This window comes from Amycolatopsis rhizosphaerae (assembly GCF_007713715.1).
Classification (GTDB): Bacteria; Actinomycetota; Actinomycetes; order Mycobacteriales; family Pseudonocardiaceae; genus Amycolatopsis_E; species Amycolatopsis_E rhizosphaerae.
On sequence record NZ_VJWX01000037.1, the window covers coordinates 1 to 21,779 of the forward strand.

Annotated in this window: 12 protein-coding genes; 2 read left to right on the forward strand and 10 right to left on the reverse strand. The window is 69.2% G+C overall.

The window, feature by feature from the left end:
* Positions 1-188: 188 nt before the first annotated feature.
* Positions 189-683 carry a GNAT family N-acetyltransferase gene (locus FNH05_RS06360; protein ID WP_246127566.1) on the reverse strand — a complete coding sequence of 165 codons (495 nt, stop codon included), beginning with the start codon at positions 681-683 and terminating at the stop codon, positions 189-191.
* An 82-nt stretch (positions 684-765) separates the two neighbouring features.
* Positions 766-1,680, reverse strand: coding sequence for an SseB family protein (locus tag FNH05_RS06365; protein WP_144586339.1), 915 nt, complete (start codon positions 1,678-1,680; stop codon positions 766-768).
* A gap of 79 nt (positions 1,681-1,759) precedes the next feature.
* Between FNH05_RS06365 and FNH05_RS06370 the strand changes: the two genes are divergently transcribed.
* Positions 1,760-3,442 (forward strand): right-handed parallel beta-helix repeat-containing protein, encoded by a 1,683-nt coding sequence (locus FNH05_RS06370; RefSeq protein ID WP_144586340.1) that lies wholly within the window; start codon positions 1,760-1,762, stop codon positions 3,440-3,442.
* A 24-nt stretch (positions 3,443-3,466) separates the two neighbouring features.
* Here the strand turns inward: FNH05_RS06370 and FNH05_RS06375 are convergent, their stop codons facing one another.
* From FNH05_RS06375 to FNH05_RS06390, 4 genes are read right to left on the reverse strand one after another with little or no spacing between them, the layout of a single operon-like run.
* Positions 3,467-4,444 (reverse strand): SseB family protein, encoded by a 978-nt coding sequence (locus FNH05_RS06375; RefSeq protein ID WP_144586341.1) that lies wholly within the window; start codon positions 4,442-4,444, stop codon positions 3,467-3,469.
* Between the two features lie 22 nt (positions 4,445-4,466).
* Positions 4,467-15,797, reverse strand: a complete 11,331-nt coding sequence (locus FNH05_RS06380; RefSeq protein ID WP_144586342.1) for a hypothetical protein — start codon at positions 15,795-15,797, stop codon at positions 4,467-4,469.
* 48 nt (positions 15,798-15,845) lie between these two features.
* Positions 15,846-16,175 carry a hypothetical protein gene (locus FNH05_RS06385; protein ID WP_144586343.1) on the reverse strand — a complete coding sequence of 110 codons (330 nt, stop codon included), beginning with the start codon at positions 16,173-16,175 and terminating at the stop codon, positions 15,846-15,848.
* The gene (locus FNH05_RS06390) at positions 16,172-16,612 is read right to left on the reverse strand and encodes a YbaB/EbfC family nucleoid-associated protein (RefSeq protein ID WP_144586344.1); all 441 of its coding nucleotides are present in this window, start codon (positions 16,610-16,612) and stop codon (positions 16,172-16,174) included. Before FNH05_RS06390 ends, FNH05_RS06385 begins: the two co-directional genes overlap by 4 nt.
* An 80-nt stretch (positions 16,613-16,692) precedes the next feature.
* On the opposite strand from FNH05_RS06390, the gene FNH05_RS06395 reads away from it, so the two are divergent.
* Positions 16,693-17,970 carry a S8 family serine peptidase gene (locus tag FNH05_RS06395; protein WP_246127567.1) on the forward strand — a complete coding sequence of 426 codons (1,278 nt, stop codon included), beginning with the start codon at positions 16,693-16,695 and terminating at the stop codon, positions 17,968-17,970.
* A gap of 99 nt (positions 17,971-18,069) precedes the next feature.
* Here the strand turns inward: FNH05_RS06395 and FNH05_RS06400 are convergent, their stop codons facing one another.
* The 4 genes from FNH05_RS06400 to eccD form a co-directional block, all read right to left on the reverse strand.
* Positions 18,070-18,363, reverse strand: coding sequence for a WXG100 family type VII secretion target (locus FNH05_RS06400; protein WP_144586346.1), 294 nt, complete (start codon positions 18,361-18,363; stop codon positions 18,070-18,072).
* A 49-nt stretch (positions 18,364-18,412) separates the two neighbouring features.
* Positions 18,413-18,754, reverse strand: a complete 342-nt coding sequence (locus FNH05_RS06405; RefSeq protein ID WP_186382414.1) for a WXG100 family type VII secretion target — start codon at positions 18,752-18,754, stop codon at positions 18,413-18,415.
* Positions 18,755-18,894: 140 nt separating this feature from the next.
* Positions 18,895-20,301, reverse strand: a complete 1,407-nt coding sequence (gene eccB / locus FNH05_RS06410) for a type VII secretion protein EccB (RefSeq protein ID WP_144586348.1) — start codon at positions 20,299-20,301, stop codon at positions 18,895-18,897.
* A 10-nt stretch (positions 20,302-20,311) separates the two neighbouring features.
* Positions 20,312-21,712: a type VII secretion integral membrane protein EccD gene (gene eccD / locus FNH05_RS06415; RefSeq protein ID WP_144586349.1), complete on the reverse strand. Its 1,401-nt coding sequence runs from the start codon at positions 21,710-21,712 to the stop codon at positions 20,312-20,314.
* Positions 21,713-21,779: the final 67 nt, after the last annotated feature.

Genomic DNA, 21,779 nt, shown 5'->3' on the forward strand with positions numbered 1-21,779 from the left:
CTCTTAATCAGCGGGTTCGGGGTTCGAGTCCCTGATGGCGCACCATCACCCCAGGTCAATGACCTGGGGTTTTGTTGTTTTCGATCTTCGCGCGCCGGGACTGGAACGCGATCGGGAGTTGAAGACCCGGGCGGACGTGTCCGACGTGTATGCGCCGGACACGACCGCCCATAGCCGCTTGGTGCCGTTTACTGCCGTTCTTCGACGAGCCCAGGTTCCCGAGCCGGCATCCAGCGCAGCACCATGTCGGGCAGCCCCTCCATGTTGTCGCTGCCATCGCTGCTGTCGATCAAGACGAAGCCGTGACGTTCGTAGAAGGCGCGGGCTTCGGTGTTCTGCTGGAAAACGCGCAGCGAGACACCACCTGAGCCGTCTCGCAGCACTTCGTCCAGGAGCAGCGTGCCGATCCCTTGGCGCAGCAGGTCCGGACGCACGTACAGTTGATCAAGCACAGCACCCTCGACCGCGGCGTAGCCGACGACTTCGTCACGGCGCACCGCCACCGTGGTCCGGCACGTCCGCAGGACGACATCCCGGATCCAGTCGATCACTTCGGCCAGCGTGTACCGCTGCGCGGGCAAGTACGGCATCGTCGCGGCGCGCGAGTCCACGTGGATACGGGCAATGATCTCCGCATCCTCCATCTCGGCAAACCGGATCACGGTTGTGTTGTCACCATCCACCACGGAAACCTACAAGCGCAGCAGACGTGGCGGCCAGCGGGTTAACGGCGGAGCTACTCGGCTACGGAACGGGGTAGCCATGTTACCGGGCCACATCCTCCGCGTCTTCCGCGAGAATTCCGGCCACGGCGGCACGCAGGCCGTACATGCCTTCGCCGGTCAGGATCAACTCGGTCTCGGCGCCCGGATCGAGGCACAGTGCGTGGTTCTCGTCCGGCCAGTCCGCGAGCAAGGCCAAAAACGGCACGGTGACGTGGTGCTGTCCCTGGGGCGCGACCCGGTCCAGCGTCGCCGTCGACGAGAACAGCGCGATCACCGGCGACCGCGGAGTTCCCAAGATGCGCCAGGGAAAGCCGTCCGCGCCGGGCGTCATGCCGGGCGGTACCGGGCGGCTGGTCAGGGCCACCACTTCCCCGTTCATCAGTGCGGCGAGGTAGCCGTCGTGGTCCTCTCTTCGGACCGCCTCGGTCAGTGCGGCCTCCAGCGGGCTTCCGGGCACGCTTACGAGGACGGCTGCCCTGCCGCAACCCAGCGCGGTGAGAGCGCTTGCCCTGATCTGTTTCCGCAACTCGTCGAGCACGAGTTGCTCCACGTCTTCACTGGGGATCAAGGACCGGCGGCCCTCCGCCAGATCGTGAATCGCCTCGATCGGCAGGGCGGCCGCGATCGGCAGCCCGGGATTGAGCGCGAGTTTCAAAGCGCTTCCCTCCGGCCAGGCCGCGGCCAGTGCGGCGTAGGTGGTCTCGGTGTATCCGTCGGTGTACGGCCCCAACGCATCCGACAGCGTCTCCGCACAGGTGTAGGCCAGCACGTGCTCCTCTTCCCATGGCAGCAGGAGCATCAGCTCCTTCCCCTCGGGGGAGTCGCGTTTGGGCAGTACCGGCAGGAACAGCGGCGCCGACAACACCGCCTTGGCGAACCGCCCGCCGTCGCCCGCCTCGAGCGCGCGCAGCAGTTCCCGTTCGACTTCGTTGCCAGGTTCCCAAATCAGGTCCACGCGCACTCGACTTTCTGCGGTAGGTTGTGTGCCACAAGCCTGTTTCGCCCACCCTAGTCACCCGAGCCGCACGGAAGCCATGGCACGCACCCTTTTTGTCGCGCCCGAACAGCGCGGCGCGCTCCCGACCATCCGCGACGCACTCGAAGCCGCCGACGAGGGCGCGATCATCTCGATCGCGCCCGGCGAGTACCCGGAACCGGTCACCATCGTCCGCCAGCACGTGATCCTGTCGGCGCGGGAACCGGGCACCGTCACGATTTCCTCGCCCTTCCCGGACCAGCCCATCCTTTCCGTCACCGGCAGCCGGATCGAACTCATCGGACTGGTACTGAAATCCGAGGACCACCCGGCGCTGCGCGTCCGCGGCGGGCAGGTGAAGGTCGTGGAATGCGTGACCTCCGCCCGTTACGCCTCCGCCATCGACGTCGCGGGCGCGCGGCAGATCGAGGTGCGGAACACGCAGGTGACCGGGGCACAGTACGGGATCGTCGTCGAGGATTCCGACGGCGTGATCGACCGGTGCGAAATCCGGGACATCGCCGACGACGGCGTGATCCTCCGCCTCGGCGCCCGGGTCACGGTCCGGCACACCACCGTGGCGGGCTGTGGTTTCCGCGGCGTCTACATGTACCAGGCCGGTGATTCCGTCATCGAGCGCTGTGACATCGCGCAGACCGGCGACGCCGGAATAGCGGTGGCGGACCAGAGCTCTCCCAAGATCAGCACCTGCTGGGTGCACGACACGCAGGGCGTCGGGATCGGCATCGGCCGCGGCTGCGGCGGTCTTGTCGAGGACTGCCGGGTGGAAAACACGGCCGTGCCGGGAATCCACCTCGCCGACGGTGCGCGGGCCGAGGTACGGGAGGCTGATCCGTCACGGGGCAGGCCGGCGGTGGGTGCGGTCGCCACCAGCGGCAACCACCAAAACCTCGATGGCGTCGAGAAACTGCTCGGCGAACTCGACGGGATGATCGGCCTTGCCGGGGTCAAGGCCGAGGTCCGTGGGCTGATCGACGAGATCCAGGTCAACGAATGGCGACGCAGCGAAGGACTTTCCGTCGGTGCGGTGAGCAACCACCTCGTGTTCGCCGGTGCGCCCGGTACCGGTAAGACCACCGTGGCGCGGATCTACGGCCAGCTGCTCAAGGCGCTGGGCATCCTGCCGAACGGGCGGTTCAAGGAGGTGTCCCGGCGCGACCTCGTGGGCCAGTACATCGGCCACACCGCGGAAAAGGCGGCGTCGGCCTTCGACGAGGCACGCGGTGGAGTGCTGTTCATCGACGAGGCGTACACCCTCTCCCGGTCCAGCGGCGGAGGCGCCGACTTCGGCCAGGAAGCCATCGACACCCTGGTGAAACTCATGGAAGACCATCGTGACGAGGTCGCCGTCATCGTCGCCGGATACACCGGCGAGATGCACGACTTCCTCTACGCCAACCCGGGTCTCGCCTCCCGGTTCGGCAAGACGCTGGTGTTCGAGAACTACAGTTCCGAAGAGCTGGTCCGGATCATCGGCCGTCTCGCGCACGGCGACGACTACCGGCTTTCCGAAGACCTCGACGTGGCACTGCTGGAATGGTTCACGCAGATGGATCGCGACCAGAACTTCGGTAACGCGCGTGAGGCACGCAAACTGCTGGAACGGATGCGCAAGGCGCAGTCTTCCCGGTTGCGATCGCTGGGACGGCGGCCGACCCGGGACGACCTGACGACCCTGACCCTGGACGATCTGCTGGAGGCCGTGCGCGGCACGGTGTGAGTCCGTGACGCCACCGGCGGGTGCTCAGGCGCCCGCCGGTGCTCCGCCGGGATTCCTTTCACCGGTGCCTGTTCCATCGGTGCTTGTTCCATCGGTGCTTGTTTCACCGGGGTTTCCTCCCGCGGCGCCGTCCGCCACGGCCGCTTCGGCGATGGCCGTCACCAGTTCCGGTACGGCTTCGCCGGGCAGGGTCAGTTCCATGGTGGTGCCCGGGTTGAAACACAGCACGTGGTTGTCACCGGGCCAGTTCACCAGAACATCCAGGAAGGACACCGACACGCGCGGCGGACTTCCCGCTGCCACCGTGTCGAGGACCCGTTCCGAACTGAACAGCGGAATCACCGGGGTTTCCGCGCCACCGAGGACGCGCCAGGGGAAATCCCGTGCGATACGCCGCGGATCGACTTCGGGCTCGGTGGTCGGCAGGACCACGTCGGCGCCGATCAGGGCGAGCAGGAACGAGTCGAAATCCAGCTTTCCCACCGCATCGCGCAGCCGATCCTCCAGTGCGTTGGCCGGCTCGAGCGCGCCCGCGGCTTCGGCATCCCCGCCCAGTTCGGCGAGGCACAGCTTCCGTACCTCCGTCAGCACCTCGTCGACCAAGGCATCCTGCACGTCCGTCACGGACACCAGGGTCTGCCGTCCCTCGGCCAGATCCTCCACCTCGCCGAGGTTCAGCAGCACCCCGATCGGCAGGCCCGCGTCGACCACCAGCTGGGTACCGGGCGAGTTGCTTTCGCTCAGTGAAGCCGTGTCCGTCTCGGTGTAGGTGTCGGCGACCGCACCGAGAATCAGCTCCAGGGCGTCCGGCGAGGTGAACGCGAGCACGTGATCGTCCTCCGGCCGTGGAAGGCCCGACGGCAACGGGGTATCCCGGGGAATGGTGGGCACATAGAGCGGAGCCGACCGCAGCAGCTGCGCATAGCGCGTGCTGTCGCCCTCCTCAAGCGCCGTCATCATGGCCCGTTCCACGTCGTTCGCGGGCCGCCAGTCGTTGTCCACTCGCCACTTCCTCCCTGTCGTCTCAGCGTAGGCCATCCGGGCCAAATCCCACGGGGGACGCCGTATCCGCCAGCGAATCCAGCGCCGTCCGCAGCGCGACGCCACCGAGCAGCGCCCACTGACCGGGGTCGGCCGGTGTCCGGGGCAGCAGCACCCGCACCGGCTCCCCGACGATCACGGCCGGCTCGGTGACATCGGCGGTGGCTTCCACCCGGAGCCGCACCGGGGTTCCGTCGTGCAGCGGCACGGTCCACTCCCCGGTCTCCCCCGGTACCGGCTCGGCCCCGTTGCGCCGCAACCAGTTCTCGGCCAGTGTCTGGGCACGGGCGGGATCGATCGCGGCAGCGCCGGGTGCGGCCCGCCATGGGAGTGGCTGCTGCTCTCCCGCGTTGAGATCGACGTTCCGGTCCGGGGTGCCCGGGCCCTGTTCCGGCACGGACACCAGCTCCGGCCGCTCCCCGCGCGGCTGGATCACACCCCCGTAGGGCTGGTGCTGCGAAGGCGTGTGCAGGCGCGCCCAAGCCCCGCGCGCGAGGTACACAGCCGGTCCCGCGACCGAGAGCACCGTTCCGGCCACGGTCGCGATCGGGGCGTCGCTGAGGACCGTGATCCCGATGCCGCCCAGTGCCGACATCGCCATGAACGTCGCGCCCGGCCCCTTCTTCGCGCCGTCGCGGCCCAGCTTCAGCTCGATGTTGACGCCCAGTTTGGACAGATACCCGGTGACGGCGGTGAGTGACGTGGCCGCGACCGCCTTGAGCCACGCGCCCTGCATGACGTACTCGCCGACCAGGCCCGCGTTGGCCACGGTCAACACCCCGAAACCGGCAATGTTGTGCAACTTGCGAAGGAACGGTCGCAGGGTCGGGTCGTAGCCGGACCATACGGCGGGCAGGGTGGTCGCCAGGAAGGTCAGGTCGACCAGCGCATAGGTGCCCGAGACCCATTGCACGAGCCCGGCCCCGGTGAACGCCTGCGTTGCGTGTCCGACCAGGTTGGCGATCCAGGTACCGGCCACGATGGTGTGGAAGGCGCGGCCGATCTTGCCTGCGTTCGGGTTGAGCCAGTTGATCGAGTCGGAGGTCGCGCCGATGATCCGGTTGACGTAGTCCTTCCAGCGGGAGAACAGCATCACCGAGAGGGTGCGCCTGCCCTCCGCCGTCACGCCTTCGGGCAGCCGGAAATGGGTCGTCGCCAGATAGTCGATCATGAACTGGTGGGTGCGGTCCCGGAACTGCGCCGACACCCTGGCCAGGATGTCGTCGAACTGCGCCCCGAACCTCCGTCCGCCCGGGCGGACGTCGTAGGCCAGCAGCTTGTCGAGCATGCGGGCCAGGCGGTAGGGGACCTCGAAGTCGATCCGCTCCCGCTCCATGATCGACTCGTTGGTCACCCGCAGTTCCTGGCCGTGCGCGTTGCGGACGTTCATCAGCATCGACCGCGTGGCGAAGGCCGTGCCGTTCATCAGCCGCACGGCTTCCGGGGTCAGGCCGTGGGTTCCCATCGTGATCGCCGCCGCGGCCGCCGTCCCCACGACCGAAGTACTGACCCAGCCCACCAGGGACCGCCGCCGCCAGTAGCGGTGGAGTGCCTCCTGGATGGCGGCCGAGTCGAGCCTTTCCCGCTCGGTGCTGTCGACGGCCTCCAGCACGGACTCCACGAGTGCCCTGCGTTCGGCGTCCGGGAGCCCCTCGGTGCCTTCGAGCGCGTAGTGCGCCGCGACCAGCGCTTCGAGCGTGACCGGAAGGCCCAGTTCTTCGGCGGTGTCGACGGGATGCAGGCCGTCGCGCTCCGCCAGTTCCTGTACCCGGTCGGCATGCGCCAGCCGCGTCTTCTCCCGCAGATCGTCCACGACGACCTTCGCCGCCTCCGCCGATTTCAGTCCACCGTAGACGATCCGGTACGCCTTGATCGAGGACTGAATCTGCGGGTTGTGCCGCCAGTCCCCCGGGCCGACCGCCCGTTCCGGATTCGGAACCCAGCCCTCCTCCCGCAGCCGCTCGGCCCGTTCGTGGTACTCGCGCTGCTTGGCCTCCGGGAAATGCGCCATGAGCTCGTCCCACTCGGCCCGCTGGTCCGAAAAGTACTCGTCGACGATCCGCTGGTTCGTGTCGCGCTGCGCCTCCCGCATACGGCGCAGGTAGTTCTCACCGGCGAGCTTGGCGACGATCCGCTCCCCGTCCGGGTGCCGCTCCATGATCGCGACGAAGGCCGACTCCATCTCGGTCCAGTGGCGCAGGAGATGGGCGCTGGGCATCTGGCTGATGCCGTCCGAACCGAAGATCAGCCGGTCCTGGAACTCGATCGCGAAATCGACGAAACGATCGAACACGACGGGGTCGTCCCGCAGGTACTGGCCGATCGGTGTCCACGAGAAGTCGTAGCTCAGGCCCGGGAACCCGTTCAGCATCCGGGCCAGCCAGTCCAGGTGGTCCGCGGTGAGCGTGGTCCAGTTCCCGACCCCGAGATGTGCCCAGGTGATCCGGTTGTCCCGGAACTCCGGATGATGCTTCATCAGCGCCAGCATCGGCATCAGGCCGCGCTCGTCCGGGGTACCCGCCCGGAACAGGCCGTTGATGTCGACCAGCGCCCAGCCGTTGTCGCTGTGCAGCAGCATCATCTGCCCGGTCAGCCGGGTTGCCCGCATCTTCTCCAGGAAGTGCGGATTGAACATGTCCGGCGGAATTTCGGGCAGGCTCTCGGCCATGGCCTCGTGCCCCGCCGCGACCAGCAACTCCCTGACCGTGTCGGTGTTGGCCACCAGCCGCTCGAAGATCTCCAGTTGCCGGTGCCGGTCCGGGATTCCGTCGCCGAAGTCCACCAGCGCCCCGGCCCGCCGCGCCAGTTCCGGATCCGGGATGCGGCCCTCCTCGAGAGCGGTCCTGATCCTGATCGCCCCGTCCACCACCCGGCCGAGGTGGGTGACCCAGTCCCGGTTGTAGATGGTGTTTTCCTGCCGTTGCAGAAGCTGGCCGATGGCTTCCTTGAGCGCGGTGGTCTCGGCTTCGGTGTAGGCGCCCTCCATCATCGCCATCAGCAACTGGTAGCCCTGCGCCCCGCCGATGTCCCATCGGGTGCCGATGAATCCGACGTCGGCCATGTGCCGCAGGGCCGACGGAAGCTCGCCGTACATCTTGAACATCAGGACGTCGGCGAGCTTGCCCTGCAGTTCCAGGATGTCCTTGCCGTCGATGAGCCCGGCACGCAGGGCGTGGACCAGGCCGTAGTAGACCGCGCCGCTCCCGGTGGCCAGGCCGAAGGCCCGCTCCCGGATGGGCGAGTAGAGGATCCGGCCCTCATCGCCGCGTTCCATGCGGTACCGCAGCTGGCGTTCGGCCAGGCTGGGGCGCGGCTCGTTCCGGAACCACCGCAGGGCCCGGCCGAGCCGGGACGGATCACCGTCCTCGTTGCCGGCGCCGAGGTAGTGGTTGTCCAGCGCGTAACTGAGCAGGTGGTGATGGATATCGCTCATCCCGCGGGTGGACAGCCGGTTGCGGAACAGCGCCGCGGCCGTGTCCGGAGAGACACCGAGATCCAGCAGGCGGCGCATCGCGTCCATCCCATCGGGATCGATCACGTCGAGGTGCGCCATCAGCTCCCGAACCTCGGCGTCGATGCCGAGCACGCGGCGCGTGGTGCGCGACAGGAAGCCCTTCCCGTCCAGTACCGCGTCCACGAAGGGCAGCCGGTACCGCAACGGGACCTCGGCCGTCCCCGGAGTGACCACGCGCCGGGTGATCTCGGTGATCTCGGTGTAGGACAGTCCGGTGCGGCGGGCGATCTCGCTGAGCCGGACCCGTTCGCCGCTCGCCCGGACCACGACGTCGTGCAGCGACTCGACGTAGTCCGCGTGAGCCTGGTCCCGGGCCTGCTCGGCTCTCTCGAACCGGTCCAGCGCCGCGCCGAGCGCGGCCTCTCGTTCCCGGGCGCGCTCGAACGCCTGCCGCAGCACCTCGCCGGGGCGGCGCTCGGCAGGCCGTCCCGCTGGTTCCTCCGAGACGGAGACGAACTCCACTTGGACCCGCAGCGCCTGCGCGACCCTGTCGTCGATGCGTGCGTCCAGCACGCCGCGCGTGCGGCTCGGCGCCCAGCCCCGGTTTTCGGCGAGCCTGCGGCGGGCGTTCCGCAGTGCGGCGGCCGCGTTGCGGTACTCCTCCTCGGCGGCACGCCGGGCGGGCTCCGCCTCGTGCACCGCGGAGACCAGGGCGCGCCGCGCGCCCGCCAGACCGCGAAGGCCGCGGCGGCCCTGCGAGCCGAACCGCTCCGCGAGCCTGGCCTCGTCCACGGCCGGCCTGAACGGCGGACGGTCGGCCGTTTCCGCGATCTCCGCCAGCGCGGACGAGACGAGCCTCCTGGCCACCACCTCCGGCAGGCCGTGGTCCACCGCCACGCGCTGCGCCTCGCCGATGAGCTCCCTGGCCTGGGCACGGGCCGTTTCCCACTCGTGGAGGGCGTCCGCCAACCTCACCGCGGCGCCCTCGGCAGCAGCTTCCAGCCTCTGCCGGTGTTCGGTGAGCATCGCCAGCGTCTCGTCCGCGTGCAGCCCGAGAATGCTGGAAGGCTCGGAAGACACGCTGCCATCGGCCGCGGGCGGCCGGATGATGTCCCTGGCCAGATCCGGTGGCGGGCCCACCACCCCGCCGCCCACCACGGCGCGGGGTTCGAGGACGATGGCCCGCACTTCCGGCGGGGTCAGCCGGTAGACGTCCGCGAGGGCGTCGACGATCATTCCGTGGGCCGCGGGCAGTCCCGTCAGCTCGGCGAGCCGCTGGGCCGCCCAGGGCAGATGCCGGTCGTCTTGGTCGAGCGCCCTGAGCGCGTCCGTGTAGTCGGCGTTGGCCCGCGCGAGATTCTCGCGGGTGCCGTCCATGGTCGCCGCCGCGGCCTCGGCGGCGAAACGCAGAGGCGCGCTCTCGCGGAAGATCCCGGCGAACCAGGAGGACCGGGTGGGTTCCGGTGTCGTGGTGGTTGTGGTGGTACCGGTTACCGCACCGGCAGCCGGGTCAGCGCCGACCGGGGCAGATCCATCGCGTCCATCAGGGACCACGGCATCCGGTGCTCCTCCCTGGACACCGGAATCCGTTGCCGCGCCAGCAGGATCAGGCTTGCCCGTGCCGCTGCGGTGTCCACCCCCGTTCTCGTCCCCGGCGAGAATGTGGGTGACGGAAGCGTCCTGCGGCCAAATTCCCGCCAGCGGCGGCCGTTCCGGGTGGTTCGCCATATCCGGGTGCTCCCGGCCCAGCGGAGTCGGGTGGGGGTCCAGACCCAGCAGACGGCGCAACGTCTCGGCATGTCCCGCCACGACCTGTTCCCGCGTGGCGTCGCCGGGGTGGTTCGCCAGATCGCGGTAGGACGTCACCAGGTCCTGGGCGGTCTGGAAGATCTCGAAGCTGGGAGACCGGCCTTCGGCCGCCACACCCCGGACCGCGGTCTCGTAGGCGTGCGTGAAGTGACCCGCGAGATCGTCGGCCAGATATCCGAGCTCACCGAGCCCGAACCGCAGCGTGCCCGCAAAGGAATTGACCTCGAAGGTGCTGGTCATAACCCCCGTCGGAGTGCCATTCGCGTCGAGCGACTGCGGCAGGCGGGTGAGGTCCAGCAGCGTGACGCGCTCGTGTCCGGTCACCGGATCCCGGTAGTAGCGCAGGTTTTCGCCGTGCGCATCTCCGTGCAGTGCGGCGGCCCAGCCGCTGGGCAGTTGCACGGCCGTCTGCGCGAGCCGGTCGAGCGCGGGCAGCAGATCGCCGGGGATCAGCTCAGTGCGGCCGTCGGCGACCGCCGCCGCGTGTACCTGCCGCGCGAACTCCGCCGCCGTCTCCACCCAGAATGCCCCGGCGGGCCCTTCGGCACCGGTCAGGTCCCGGGTGAAGACGTGCAACTCGGCGAAGGCCTTCGCCGCCTTGGTCAGGAATCGCAGGATCGTGTCGACATGGTGTGGCCACTCCTCGTCGGGCGCCCCGGCGGCACGTTCGGCCAGTTCGGACAGTGTGCTGCCCGGCGCGAACTCGGTGACCAGCACGCCCACGCCGCCTGTGGGCGTCTCGGCCATACCCACGCCATAAACCTCGGTGAGGTGGAACTGCTGGAAATTCTCGCGGCCGAGCCGGTCGAACGCCCACAGCCGCTGCGCGAGGTCCTGTATCTCCCGATGCAGGCTCACCATCGCGACCGGCTCACCCCGGTCGTTGACCACCTGGTAGTGCGCGCCTTCCACGAATGGCACGAGGGTCACTTCTTCGGTGAAGTCCTCGAAGCTGTCCGCGGCGAAGACGCGGAGGGGTTCGAGATCCCCCGTCGTGACATTGATCGTCCCCACGGGGGGCAACGCGTCCCGCAGCGCCTGCAGGCCCTCGGGGGATTCGTGCGGCGTCTGTCCCGGCTCCCCGGTAAACGCCTGCCGGGACAGGTCGAGCACGTGCCGGACCGTCGAGTTTTCCGGCGTCGTGACGCCCTCGCGAGGCGCGCCGGGGTCCGGCATCCGCAGGCGGTCCGCGCCCTCCGGAACCGGGGTCCGCGCGAGGATCTGGTCGCGGAGCGCGCCGAGCCAGCGCCGTTCGAGGTGCCGGGCACGCGGGGTTTCGGCGAGCCTGCGGTCCACTTCCGCGAGTTCGCGCACGACGGCGGCGGCTTCCTCCGTGGTGACCCGGACCACCATGGTCTCCCCGGTGCCGGGCTCGGTCCACGTGGTGACCCAGCCGTGCTCGTCGCCGCGGCCCCAGGCGATGTCGACGCCGGTGAACTCGAAACCACGGCGTGCCAGTTCATCGAGCACACCCTGTGCGTGACGGGCGTAGCCGTCGGCCGGGACCGTGAGCGTGTAACTCCGCGTCTCGCCGGCGTCGGGGACCACCGCCGCTCCGTCGACGGTGGCCGCCACGTCGGTGAGCGCGGCCGTCGCGCGCGGTGGTACGGACGACGGCACCGGTTCCGGATCGGACTGTCGCATGCCGCCCGGGTCCGCGGAGTCGGGAACCGTCACGCCGGGGTCGCGGGCCACCGTGTCGACATGCGGGCCCGGCACGGGCCTGGCCGTCTCGATGATGCCGTCCGGGCTGATCACCACGTCGATGACCACGCCCCGCCGTTCACCCCGTGCGATCCACAACCCGCTTTCCGTGCGAACCGCCACGTCCGGCCGGAAGGCCACGTCGTTGACGAGATCCAGGATCGCGAGATGCGGATTCTCACCCGTCCAGGCTTCGGCTATCCGCAGCCGTCCGGTGCCCTCCGGGCCGTACGCCGCGACGATCTCGTCCAGTGTCCGGTCCCGGAGGACGATCCTCTCCTGCCCCGGGCGCTCCGGGTCCGCGGCCACGTGGGGCGCCTCCCAGCCGTTGGGCCGGGTCGTTTCCGGCAGCCGGATGTTCTCGGTGTCCTGGGGCGGCAGGACCCCGTCGAGAACCTCACGCCGTGGCCGTCCCTCGAGCCCCGCGGCGTGCTGCCGGGCAGTCGTCGCTTCGGGCGTTTCGAGGCGGACGACCATGGTGTGCCCGCTGTTCGGATCGACCCAGGCGGTGACGATCCCCGGATCTCCGGTGTCCCACGCCAGTGCGGTGGAATCCAGGCGCAGTCCGCTGTCGGTCAGCGCGGTCAGCACCGTTTCCGCGTCGGCCCGGAAGGTCTCCGCGTCGGGCAGCCGGATCGAGAAGCGCCGCGCGTCCCCGGGTTGCCCGGCCTCGGCGGCGAACGGGTCCGCCACCACGTCGGCACCGGGCACGTTGTCCGCCAGCACCAGCCGGACCGCGGCCACGGCCGGATCCAGGCGGAGCGCGACAGTGCCGTCCGTCAGCGTGCCCATACCCTGGATCGACGCGTGCAGATCGCCGAGCGCCTGCCGGGTGAGCAGCCGGGTCAGGAACCGCTGCTGCACCGGATCCTCGGGCACCTGCCCGGACAGCCGGAGCTGCGCGGGCGTGACCTGCACCCCGCGCTCGTCCACCCGGGGCGGCATGACCTGGTAGGTACCGGCGGGCCGGTCCGCCTCCACGATCACCACCGCGTCGACAGTCACATCGTCGTAGTGGAGGCGGACCGAATGCTCACCGACCTCGACACTCGACGGGAGGTGCGGGATCTCCCCGTCGGTGCGCCGCAACGGCACGAAGTCACCCAGCGCGGGCGTGGACGGGGTCGTCACGGAAACCGGCGTCACCCGAGTGTCCAGACCACGCAGGTAGTTCTCGACGTCGCCGGTCACCTCGGCACTGTGGTCCGCGGTCTCCTGGCGGACGGTGATCTCGCCGTTGATCGGCTCCGGCGGCGTGCGCGCGAGATGCTCGGGATCGAGGAGGCGGTGCGGCTGGCCATGGCCCGGCAGACCGTCGGCCAGCGCGCGCAGACCGGCGTCGAGCAGCCGGTCCAGTTCGGCGGGAGTGGCGCCCTCGCCGATCAGGATGCCCGCCTCGGCGACCTGGTGCGACGTACCGTCGGCATCGGCCAGCCACCACCCGGCATCGACCACCACATGTCCCGGCGTGACCCGGGGATCGACGCCGATGCCGACCGCGATCCGGCTGCCGTCCTCGAACTGGGCCAGCACCATGCCTTCCGCGGGGTCCCCGGTGATCGCGACGACCCGGCGGCGGTCCGGGAGGGCGGTACTGTCCGGCCTCGGTTCCTCCCGGCGACGGTCCACCGCATCCCGGAGGGCCTGGCCATGGTCGGTGGTGCCTTCGGCGACCACGGCGCCCTCGATGACCGGGATGCGACGCGGCAGCGACCGCCAGATGGTCCCTTCGCGTTGCGGCTCCGCCGCACCCCGCGGCGGAGCGGTATGCCCGTGCACGGCGGACACCGACCCGGGTTCGACCACCGGGGAATGCGTGAACAGGAAGTCGAGCGCCTGCCCCATCATGTGGCGGCCGGTTCCGCTCAGTTCGGTGATGTCCGCCGACACCTCGGTGGCGATCCGGATCTCCGCCGGGGTGGTCTGGGTGGTGAGGTCAAAGTGTCCTGGGCGGACCTCATAGGTCCCGGCGGGCAGGTTGTCGTCGAGGGTGAGCGTGACCTGCACCGTCTGCCCGTCGGCTGAGGTCAGGGTGAACACCCCGCTCTCCCGGTCGACGGTGAGGTGGCCGGTCTGCCGGAACTCCCTCAGTCCCTGCACCGCGACGTCCCGCGCCGCGTCCGGCCAGCGCGTCGTCCGCGCCGGCGGCTCTTCGGGACCGAACCGGTGCCGGGGGTCGGCCGCGGAGGCGCGGTGATCGCTGACCTTGACCTCGTCGCGGGACGTGGTCGCCTCGCCCGGCCGGTGGCCGTCGGTGCCGGTCTCGCCGTGCGTCTGGTGTCGGCTCTCGTTCTGGACCGCCGTGCCGGAAGAGTGTTCGCCGATGCCCTGGACCGCGTCCGCCGAGCTCCGCCGGTCGGTGACCCTGATGCCGTCCGAAGTGGACCCGCCTGAGGTGTTCTCGGCGCGGTGCTCGCCGGTCCGGGTGGTGGAAGTGTGCTCGCGCTCCGGGGCATCCCCGCGCGTACCGGTCGACGCCTCGCCCGTGGCGTGCGCGGGCCTGCCATCGGTACCGGCACTGCCACCGGCAACCGCGGTAGCCGCAGGCCTCCGGGACGGTGCCGTTTCCTTTTGTCCGGAAGCGGTTTCCGCAGACGGCTCCGCCTTGCCCCGCGTCGTCTCGCCGGTATCGGACGAGGATCGGGTGCGTGACGAGAAGTTCTCGCTTCCCGACCGGCCCTGGGGTTCCTCCGCACTCGGGGTCGTCGAACCTTCCCGAACGGTCGAACCGGCGCGTCCGTTGATCGTGGAACCACCGTCTTGCGTGCCGGGTGTGACGCGCGTCGTCTCACCGGAAACCGGGGCCGCGTTGCCGCCGATGGTGGGAGTCACCGTCGGGGACGGTGAGATGAACCGCCCGAGATCCCGTTGGACGATTTCGGGGAGATCCCGCACGGCCACCCTGAGCTCGGAGGCGGCGAGCCGGACGTCGGACCAGCCGGTCTCGCCGGTGGTCTTTGCGTGAAGCCCGCCGACGGCACCACCCCAGGCGGCGTCCTTCAGCACGTCCCAGCCGAGCGGGTTGTCACTGCTACCACCACGAGCAGACCTGGCCGCCGGGTCGAAAACCTCGCTGAACTGACCGATCTCCCCCGAACCGACTTGGCCGAGCACACCGCCGACCGCGCCGGTCACCATGGAACCCCGCAGCGTGGTGGCGAAACCGAGGGTGGAACCGCCGAGCCCGGCACCGACGGCGGAGGCCCCGGTGTTGAGCAGATTGATGTGGTAGGCGCCGCCGGTCTGGTACCAGGTCATCCCCTGCGCGCCCAGGTCCACCGCCGCGCCGATTCCACCACCGAAGAGGGTATAGCCGGCGACCCTCTTGCCGAGGACCCCCCGGACTGTGACGCCACCCTCCTCGAACGCGTGCTCGGTCGCGGCGGTGATCACCGATCGCAGTTCGTCCGGAACGCGCGTTCCCGCGGTCACGGCCTTGCCGCTCAACCGCGTCGTAATCTGCTCCGCGATCTCCCGCGTCACCACCCGGCTCTTCAGTGCCTGGATGGCTTCCCGGGACAGACCGTTGGTGATCGCCTCGCGAATCAGTCCCTTCTGGACCTCGCCCGACATGGCCCGGCCCACGATCGCGGAAGGCCGAAGGTGCTGCGGCAGATGCATCAAACCCACCGCGGCGGCCCGGCCCGCATCCATCCCGAGGTGGCCAAGACCGGTGGCCATATGTCCGAGGCCGGTGAGCGCCCGCCCCGCCGCCATCTTGGCCGCATCCCAGGTGAACGCCTTCGTGAGGTCGCGGATGGTGATTTCGGCGACCCTTTTCAGGGCCTGGGCGAACAGCCTGCGGAGTACGACGCCGGTGGCGGTCAGTACCACCGGAATCTCCAGCAGCGACTCCCCGAGCGACATCCCCGCGCGGGCCAGGGAGAAGACCACCTCGAAGGACATCGCCACCAGGTTGCCCTGATAGCTGTTCTTCGTCAGCACCACGCTCTGCAGATACTGCGACATCCCCTGCGAAATGCTGCCCGCGGAAGCACCGAGACTGAGTACCGAGGCCGCGAACTCCGACATCATCAGGCCGAACTCGTCGGCCGCACCGCCGTGATAGCCGGCCTGGATCGTCTCCGCCAGTTTTCCGGTCGTCGACTGGAATTCGTAGGTGTCGTCCTGATGCCGCGACATCAGGTCGACGACCTGCGTGAGCTTGCCGATGTCCGCCTTCGGGTAGTCACCGAACAGGCCGTTCACCGTCGCTTCCATCAACGGCGGGATCACGGTGACGCCGATCCAGTCGTTCACCTCGCGGATGTAGCCGTCCACATCCTTGGCGAAGGAGACCATGGCCGTCGCGAAGGTATCGACGGGCCCGTCCAAGGGATCAGTCACCGATTACCTCCGCAGACATCATGTCGGACCTGACCGGAAATACGCCGGTCAGACGTGAATCCTGTTGACCCTCAGGAAGTTTTCCCGGTCGCTCTGCTCCTGCATGTCGACACCCTGGCGAAGCTGGGTCGAGATCGTGTGCAGTTGCTGTCCCAGCTTCTCCATGGCGTCGAACAGCTTGTCGGGGGCGTCCCCGAGATTGGCCATGAACTGGTGTCCCAGTTTGTCGTCCCCGAAGGTCGCCAGGGTGGCCAGGTTGTCGTGCTCCTTTTTGGCCTGCTCGGCCGCGTCCGCGAAGTCGGAACCGGCCGTGCCGAGACGCTCGCCCACGGACTTGGCCTCGCCAGAGCCGTGGGTCAGTTCCACGTAACCGCTCATCGCTGTTCCTTCCGTTCGGCGTAGATTTCGGCATCCGGGCGGTAGGGATTGGCCGCCGCACCAGTTCGTTCGGGCAGCAACCCGTCGCGCAGTTCGGCGAACTCCGGCGGGAACTGCTCCTCCATGATCTCCCGCATCCGGGCGGTCACCTCGCCGACGGCGGCGGTCGAAGCGGCAAGAATGGTGGCGCGCAACTGCGCCGCGTCCGGGCGCCGGAACACCCGGGGATCAATCTCCAGATCGACGAGCTGACCGCGAGGTCCCACCACGGCCTTCACCATCCGGTCCGGAGACCAGGCCACCCCGGTGACCGCCATCATCCGCCGCTGGGTCTCCGGAATGGACCGTGCCGTCTTTCTCAACTGCTCCAGCATGTCCTGGAACACCGGATTGACGGCCTGCGAAGAAACCTCCGACGACGCCGAAAACTCCACCATCACCCTCCTACCGAAGATTTTTCACCGGGATCTCCCGAGGCACTGCCATCGGCAGCGCCCACTCGGCTACGATCGCCGCCGTGTACCCGAAACGCCTCGTGGCCGCACTCCTCACTGTCACAACGTTTTCCACCGTTGTCGCCTTCGAGACGCCCACCGCGTCGGCCCAGCAATGTGGCGGCCCGGGCGGCGTTGTCGTTCCCGTTCCCTGGTCGCAACGACTCCTGGCCGCCGAGCAGGTGTGGCCGTTGAGCACCGGAGCCGGGCAGCGGGTCGCGGTGGTGAGCACCGGAATCACCGACAACCCTCTGCTGGCCGGGCATATCGCCGAGCGAGCCGACGTCTTCCCCGGTGGACGGCAAACCGGCGGCGGCAGCGGTGACTGTCTCGGCGTCGGCACCGGCGTGAGCGGAATCATCGCCGCCCAGCGGACCGAGACCGTCGGATTCCACGGTATGGCACCGGATGTGCAGATCCTCGCGGCCAATGTGGCCGGTGACGCATACCCGTCCGGACGCAACCCCAAGGACACCGTCGCTCCGGAAACCCTTGCCGCGGGCATCAACTGGGCCGTCGATCACCGCGCGAGCGTGATCGCGGTTCCGACGATCACGTATCAGGATGCCGATGTGCTGCGCCAGGCGGTGCGCCGTGCCCTCGACCACGACATCGTGGTGGTCGCCGCCGTCGGCGAGACCAGTACGAACGAGACTCCCGGCCTCGTTCCCTACCCCGCTGGTTACGACGGTGTGCTGGGCGTCGGGGCGATCGGCGAAAACGGGCTGCTGGCCCAGAACTCGCGGCCCAGCCGGGTCGATCTGGTCGCGCCGGGCGCGAATGTGGTCACCACCTACCCCGTCAACGGCCTCGGCAGCGCCTCCGGCACCGCGTTCGCCACCGCCTACGTCGCCGGAACGGTCGCCCTCACCCGCGCCTACCGCCCGCAACTGTCCGCTGTAGACATCGCACGCCGCCTGCTGGCCACCGCGACGCCCGCCCCGGAAGGCACCGGAAGCACCGGTTACGGGCACGGGATCGTCAGCCCGGTCCACGCGGTCTCCGACGAAGTCGTCGCCGGAAACCCCGAGCAACTGCCGCCCGCCGCGCCGATCGTCGTCAGCCCCGAGGTGCGCGCCCGAGAGGCCGCCGAGCAGCACGGTCAGGACTGGGCGTTCGGTCTCGCCGCCGCCGGTCTCGCCATGGTGGCGCTCCTGGCCGCGATCGTCCTGTTCGGACCGCGAGGACGGCGCCGCCGCTGGCGCACCGGCCTCGCGCCCGTACCACAGGACCGGCCCGAAGACGAGCGGCCCGAACCCCCGGTGGAACTGTTCGCCGATCTCCCGAAACGGAAGATCTAGATATCCCTCACGACACACAGCGGTCCCCCGTGACGAAAGAGCGTACGAAGAGCCGGTTCCGGGGCATGATGCTCCGGAACCGGCTGTGCGAAACCGGTTTCAGACGTGGAACAGGCCGCGCACGCGGTTGTCGGTGTCGAACGCGTTCTGCGCGGCCTGGGTGGCCGCGTGTCCCGCCCGCACGTGCGCGTCGCCCAGCGGCTGCGCTTCGGCGTTCCACCTCTGCTGGGCGGTGTCGAATGCTTCCGCGGCGGCGCCCAACCAGTCGTCGGCCAGGATGTTCTTGGCCTGCTTCTTGAGATCTTCGAACAACTGGATGAGGTCGTTCCCCTTGCTCATGTGGGTGGTACCGGTGTCGCCGACGGTTCGGTCGTAACGCAGGGTCCCGGTCATGGCGCATCCCCTAACTGTGGTGTTGGTCTGGATCTTTCTTGGAAATCCGTTACAGGCGGGCGAAGTTCATGCCGGAACCCCCGGCGTCGGCCGAGATCTGGTTGATCTTCGAGCGGTCGTCGTCGTCCTGTGCCGTCAGGAGGTTCTTGCTGCCGATGACGCCGGACTGCAGATCGTCGAGGATCCGGCCGAGCCGGGACCACACCCCCATGAACTCGTCCTGCTTGCCCAGCGCCGCCGAGGCGGCACCACCCATCCAGCTGCTGCCCACGACATCCTGGTAACTGGTGTAGATGCCGCGAACGATCCCTTCCGCTTCGGTTCTCTTTTCGGAAATCAGGTTCGCGAGCCTGTCGACCTGATCCGGTGTCAGCTTCAAAGGAAGAGCCATGCCCGGCCACCCCCGTGTCGAAGGTACGTTTCCCCTCAGGCTAAGCAGCCCCGCTGACAGCTCTCCGTCGGATCGCATCGCCGTCGTCCCAGGGGAAAGTCCAGCTCAGGGCGCGCTGTTCCGGTTCGGGCGCGGGAGTGCTACGGGAGTGCGGGTGCGGCCTTCATCGCCGCGGCCGGGTCGAGCGTCGGCCCTTCGGGGATGCGCTGGACCAGTGCGGCCGGCATGGGAACCGCCCGCGCGACCGAATAGCCGAGTTGCGTGAGCACGGTGTCCGAAGGAACAGGAAAGCGCAGGCCCTCATCGGTGACGAGATTCAGCGCGCCGGTCCCGGCGGCGTCGGAGGGCAGCACCCGCACCACCGCCACCTCGCCCGGCGGGACCAGAACGCGGTCGGCGAGCCGGGTGCCGGTACCGGTTTCCCTGCTGGTCTCGATCGCGGCGGACAGTACGGAAGCGTCACCCCCGACGGAAATCACCGGTGCGGTACGGGCATCGGCGGTCTGCGCGCACAACGCCGCGTGTCCCTGCCCGGGAACGACCGCGAGTTCCGGCGTCACGGCCGGGGGCGCGGCGTCGCCCCGTACCGGAGGCAGGGCCTGACTGCTCGGCGCGGCATTCGCCACCGAAGCGGTGATCTCCTTGAGCTGCACTGAATACTGGCCGCTCAGAATGCGCATCTGCAGCTCGGTCAGCGGCGCCAGCCCGTCGGTGCGGACCAGGTAGTACTGCACTCCCCTGGCCAGCGGGTGGTAGACGATATCGCCGACGGTGAATCCGCTGAGCACAGTGGACGTCCCACCCCGGCCGGGCACGTCGATGGGGCCGAGATCCGGGCCCGAGGGCAGTCCGTTCACCCAGGCCGTGCCCGCGTCGACGACGGCCGCCTCCGCCCCGAAAACGGAGCGGAGAACGGTCGGGTCGGTAATCCGGAAGCGGTGGTTGTTCCAGATCAGGTACAGCGTGCCGTCGGTGAAGTCGCGCACGAGGATCGCTCGCTGACCCAGTGGGCTGCCGTCCGGAAGGGATCGTCCCACCAGCAACGTCGTCGTGGTCATTCCCGCACCGGCCTGGTTGCTGCCCAACACCGAGCACATCGTCCACGGGGCGCCTGCGATGCGGTCCGTACCGGGCAACGAGTCGGGCGCCCCGGCGATGCCGACCGGGGGACGGCGGGGAATACCCTTCAGATCCTCGCCCGCGACCCGGTACGGCCCCGGGTTCTGGCCCGTGCTGATCAGCCGGGCGGAGGCATAGTTGAGCACCGGTTGCAACTGGCCGCCACGGTACACATAGGTCGCCCCGGTCTCGCGCTCGATGACGATCGAGCCCTCGGCCTGCCACGACGTCCCGCCCACGCCGGTGAACACCCCGTAGACGCCGAAGCCCGCGGCGACCAGTACCGCGATCATCAGGCCGGCGAACACCGCGCCGAGGCCGCGGCGCAGCGGGGTGAGTTCCGGATCGGTTTCGTGCACGATGAGCGCGGAGGTCACCCGCTGCATCATGAACTGGTAGGCCTGCAGTTGATCACGTCGAGTAGGCACGCGGTGTCCCTCAGCCGATCGAGGCCATCAGGCCCTGGACGTAAGCGAAGAAGCCGGTGACGTACCCGGCGAACGGGATCAGGGCCACGATGGCCAGCACGTCCACGATGTCGGCGATCCGGCCGAACCAGGGCGAGGGGTTCTTTTCGGAGTAGACCATGCCGGACGCCGCGACCAGCAACGCGATCATCGCCAGTGCCAGCAGGAACAGCGCCCGCCCGATGTTGTCCGAAGCGGTGCCGAGACACCAGCGGGCCAGCAGCAGGGAAATCGACAGCCCGGCGGCCAGCAGCGGAATGCGGTGCCGGGGCACGGGGAACAACCGCGCCCGCAGCAGCAGTGCCGCGGCGGCCAGGACCAGCATGGTCAGGCGGGCGCCTCCGCCATGCGTGACCAGGAAGACCGCGGAGAACGCGCTGGTGATCGCGGTGCCGGTGATCAGTCCGGAAAGGATCTCGTCGGCACGGGCGGCGCCGTCGAAGACCAGCGGTGCGGGCGGCTGTGGTTCGTCGTTGAGCAGATCCGCGGAGCGCTGCGGCAGCGTGGGCAGCGGCAGTCTGCCGAGCCGGATGCCGAGCCAGGGATAGGCGGGCAGCAGGCCGATCCCGGCCGTGAGCACCAGCGAGGCGGCGGCGTCGGGAGCCAGTCCGGTGCCGCACAGCGCACCGAGCGCCCCGAGCGTTCCGGTGCCGATCGCGGCGACGAAGATCCGGCTCAGTGCGCCGATTCCGAGATAGCCGATGATGCCGAAGACCAGCAGCGACACCATGCCCAGCAGAAGTTGCGGTGCGCCAGGGGCGAACAGGCTCGCGTGCGCGGGCGCGGTGGGCAGCAGGCCGCCGAGGAAGGCGTACGGCAGGGCACAGCCCGCGAACACCGCGCCCGCCCTGGCGTCCGGCACGGTCCGCGCGGTCACGATGCCGGAGGCGGTCAGCACCACCGCGAACGCCAGCATGATCAGCCCGGGTTCCGGCCATGGTGGTTCGAACAACAGCGAGGCCAGGCTGCCAACGCACAGCAGCACCGCGCACATCGCGAGCCCGGCCCGCCGGGTCGCCGCCCGGCCCCAGCTGCGGCCGTACCGGCGTGCCCCGCTGGCGATCGCCTCGACGAGATCGTCGTACTCGATCTCCGGCCATTCCACCGGTCCGGGCACCAGGTGCAGCATCTCGCCGTCACGCACCTCCTGCGCGCCGAGCGTCTGCCTCGGGTCCAGGCGGTCGCCGGTGGGACGGCGCAACGACCAGCCACCGTGCCGCTCGCCGTTGTCGGCGGCGTCCTCGCCGGCGTGGCGCAGGATGTAGGGCAGCAGTTCGGCGACCGGAACGTTCTCCGGGAGCGCGACGTCCAAACCGCGCCGGGGAGTGGTTATGGTTACCTTCGCCAGCGTGGTGCCCATCGCCGAAGTCATTTCCCCTACCTCCAAAGTGGACTTGGGTCCGGCCGGGAGTGTATCCGTGAAAACGTGGCACCGGGTT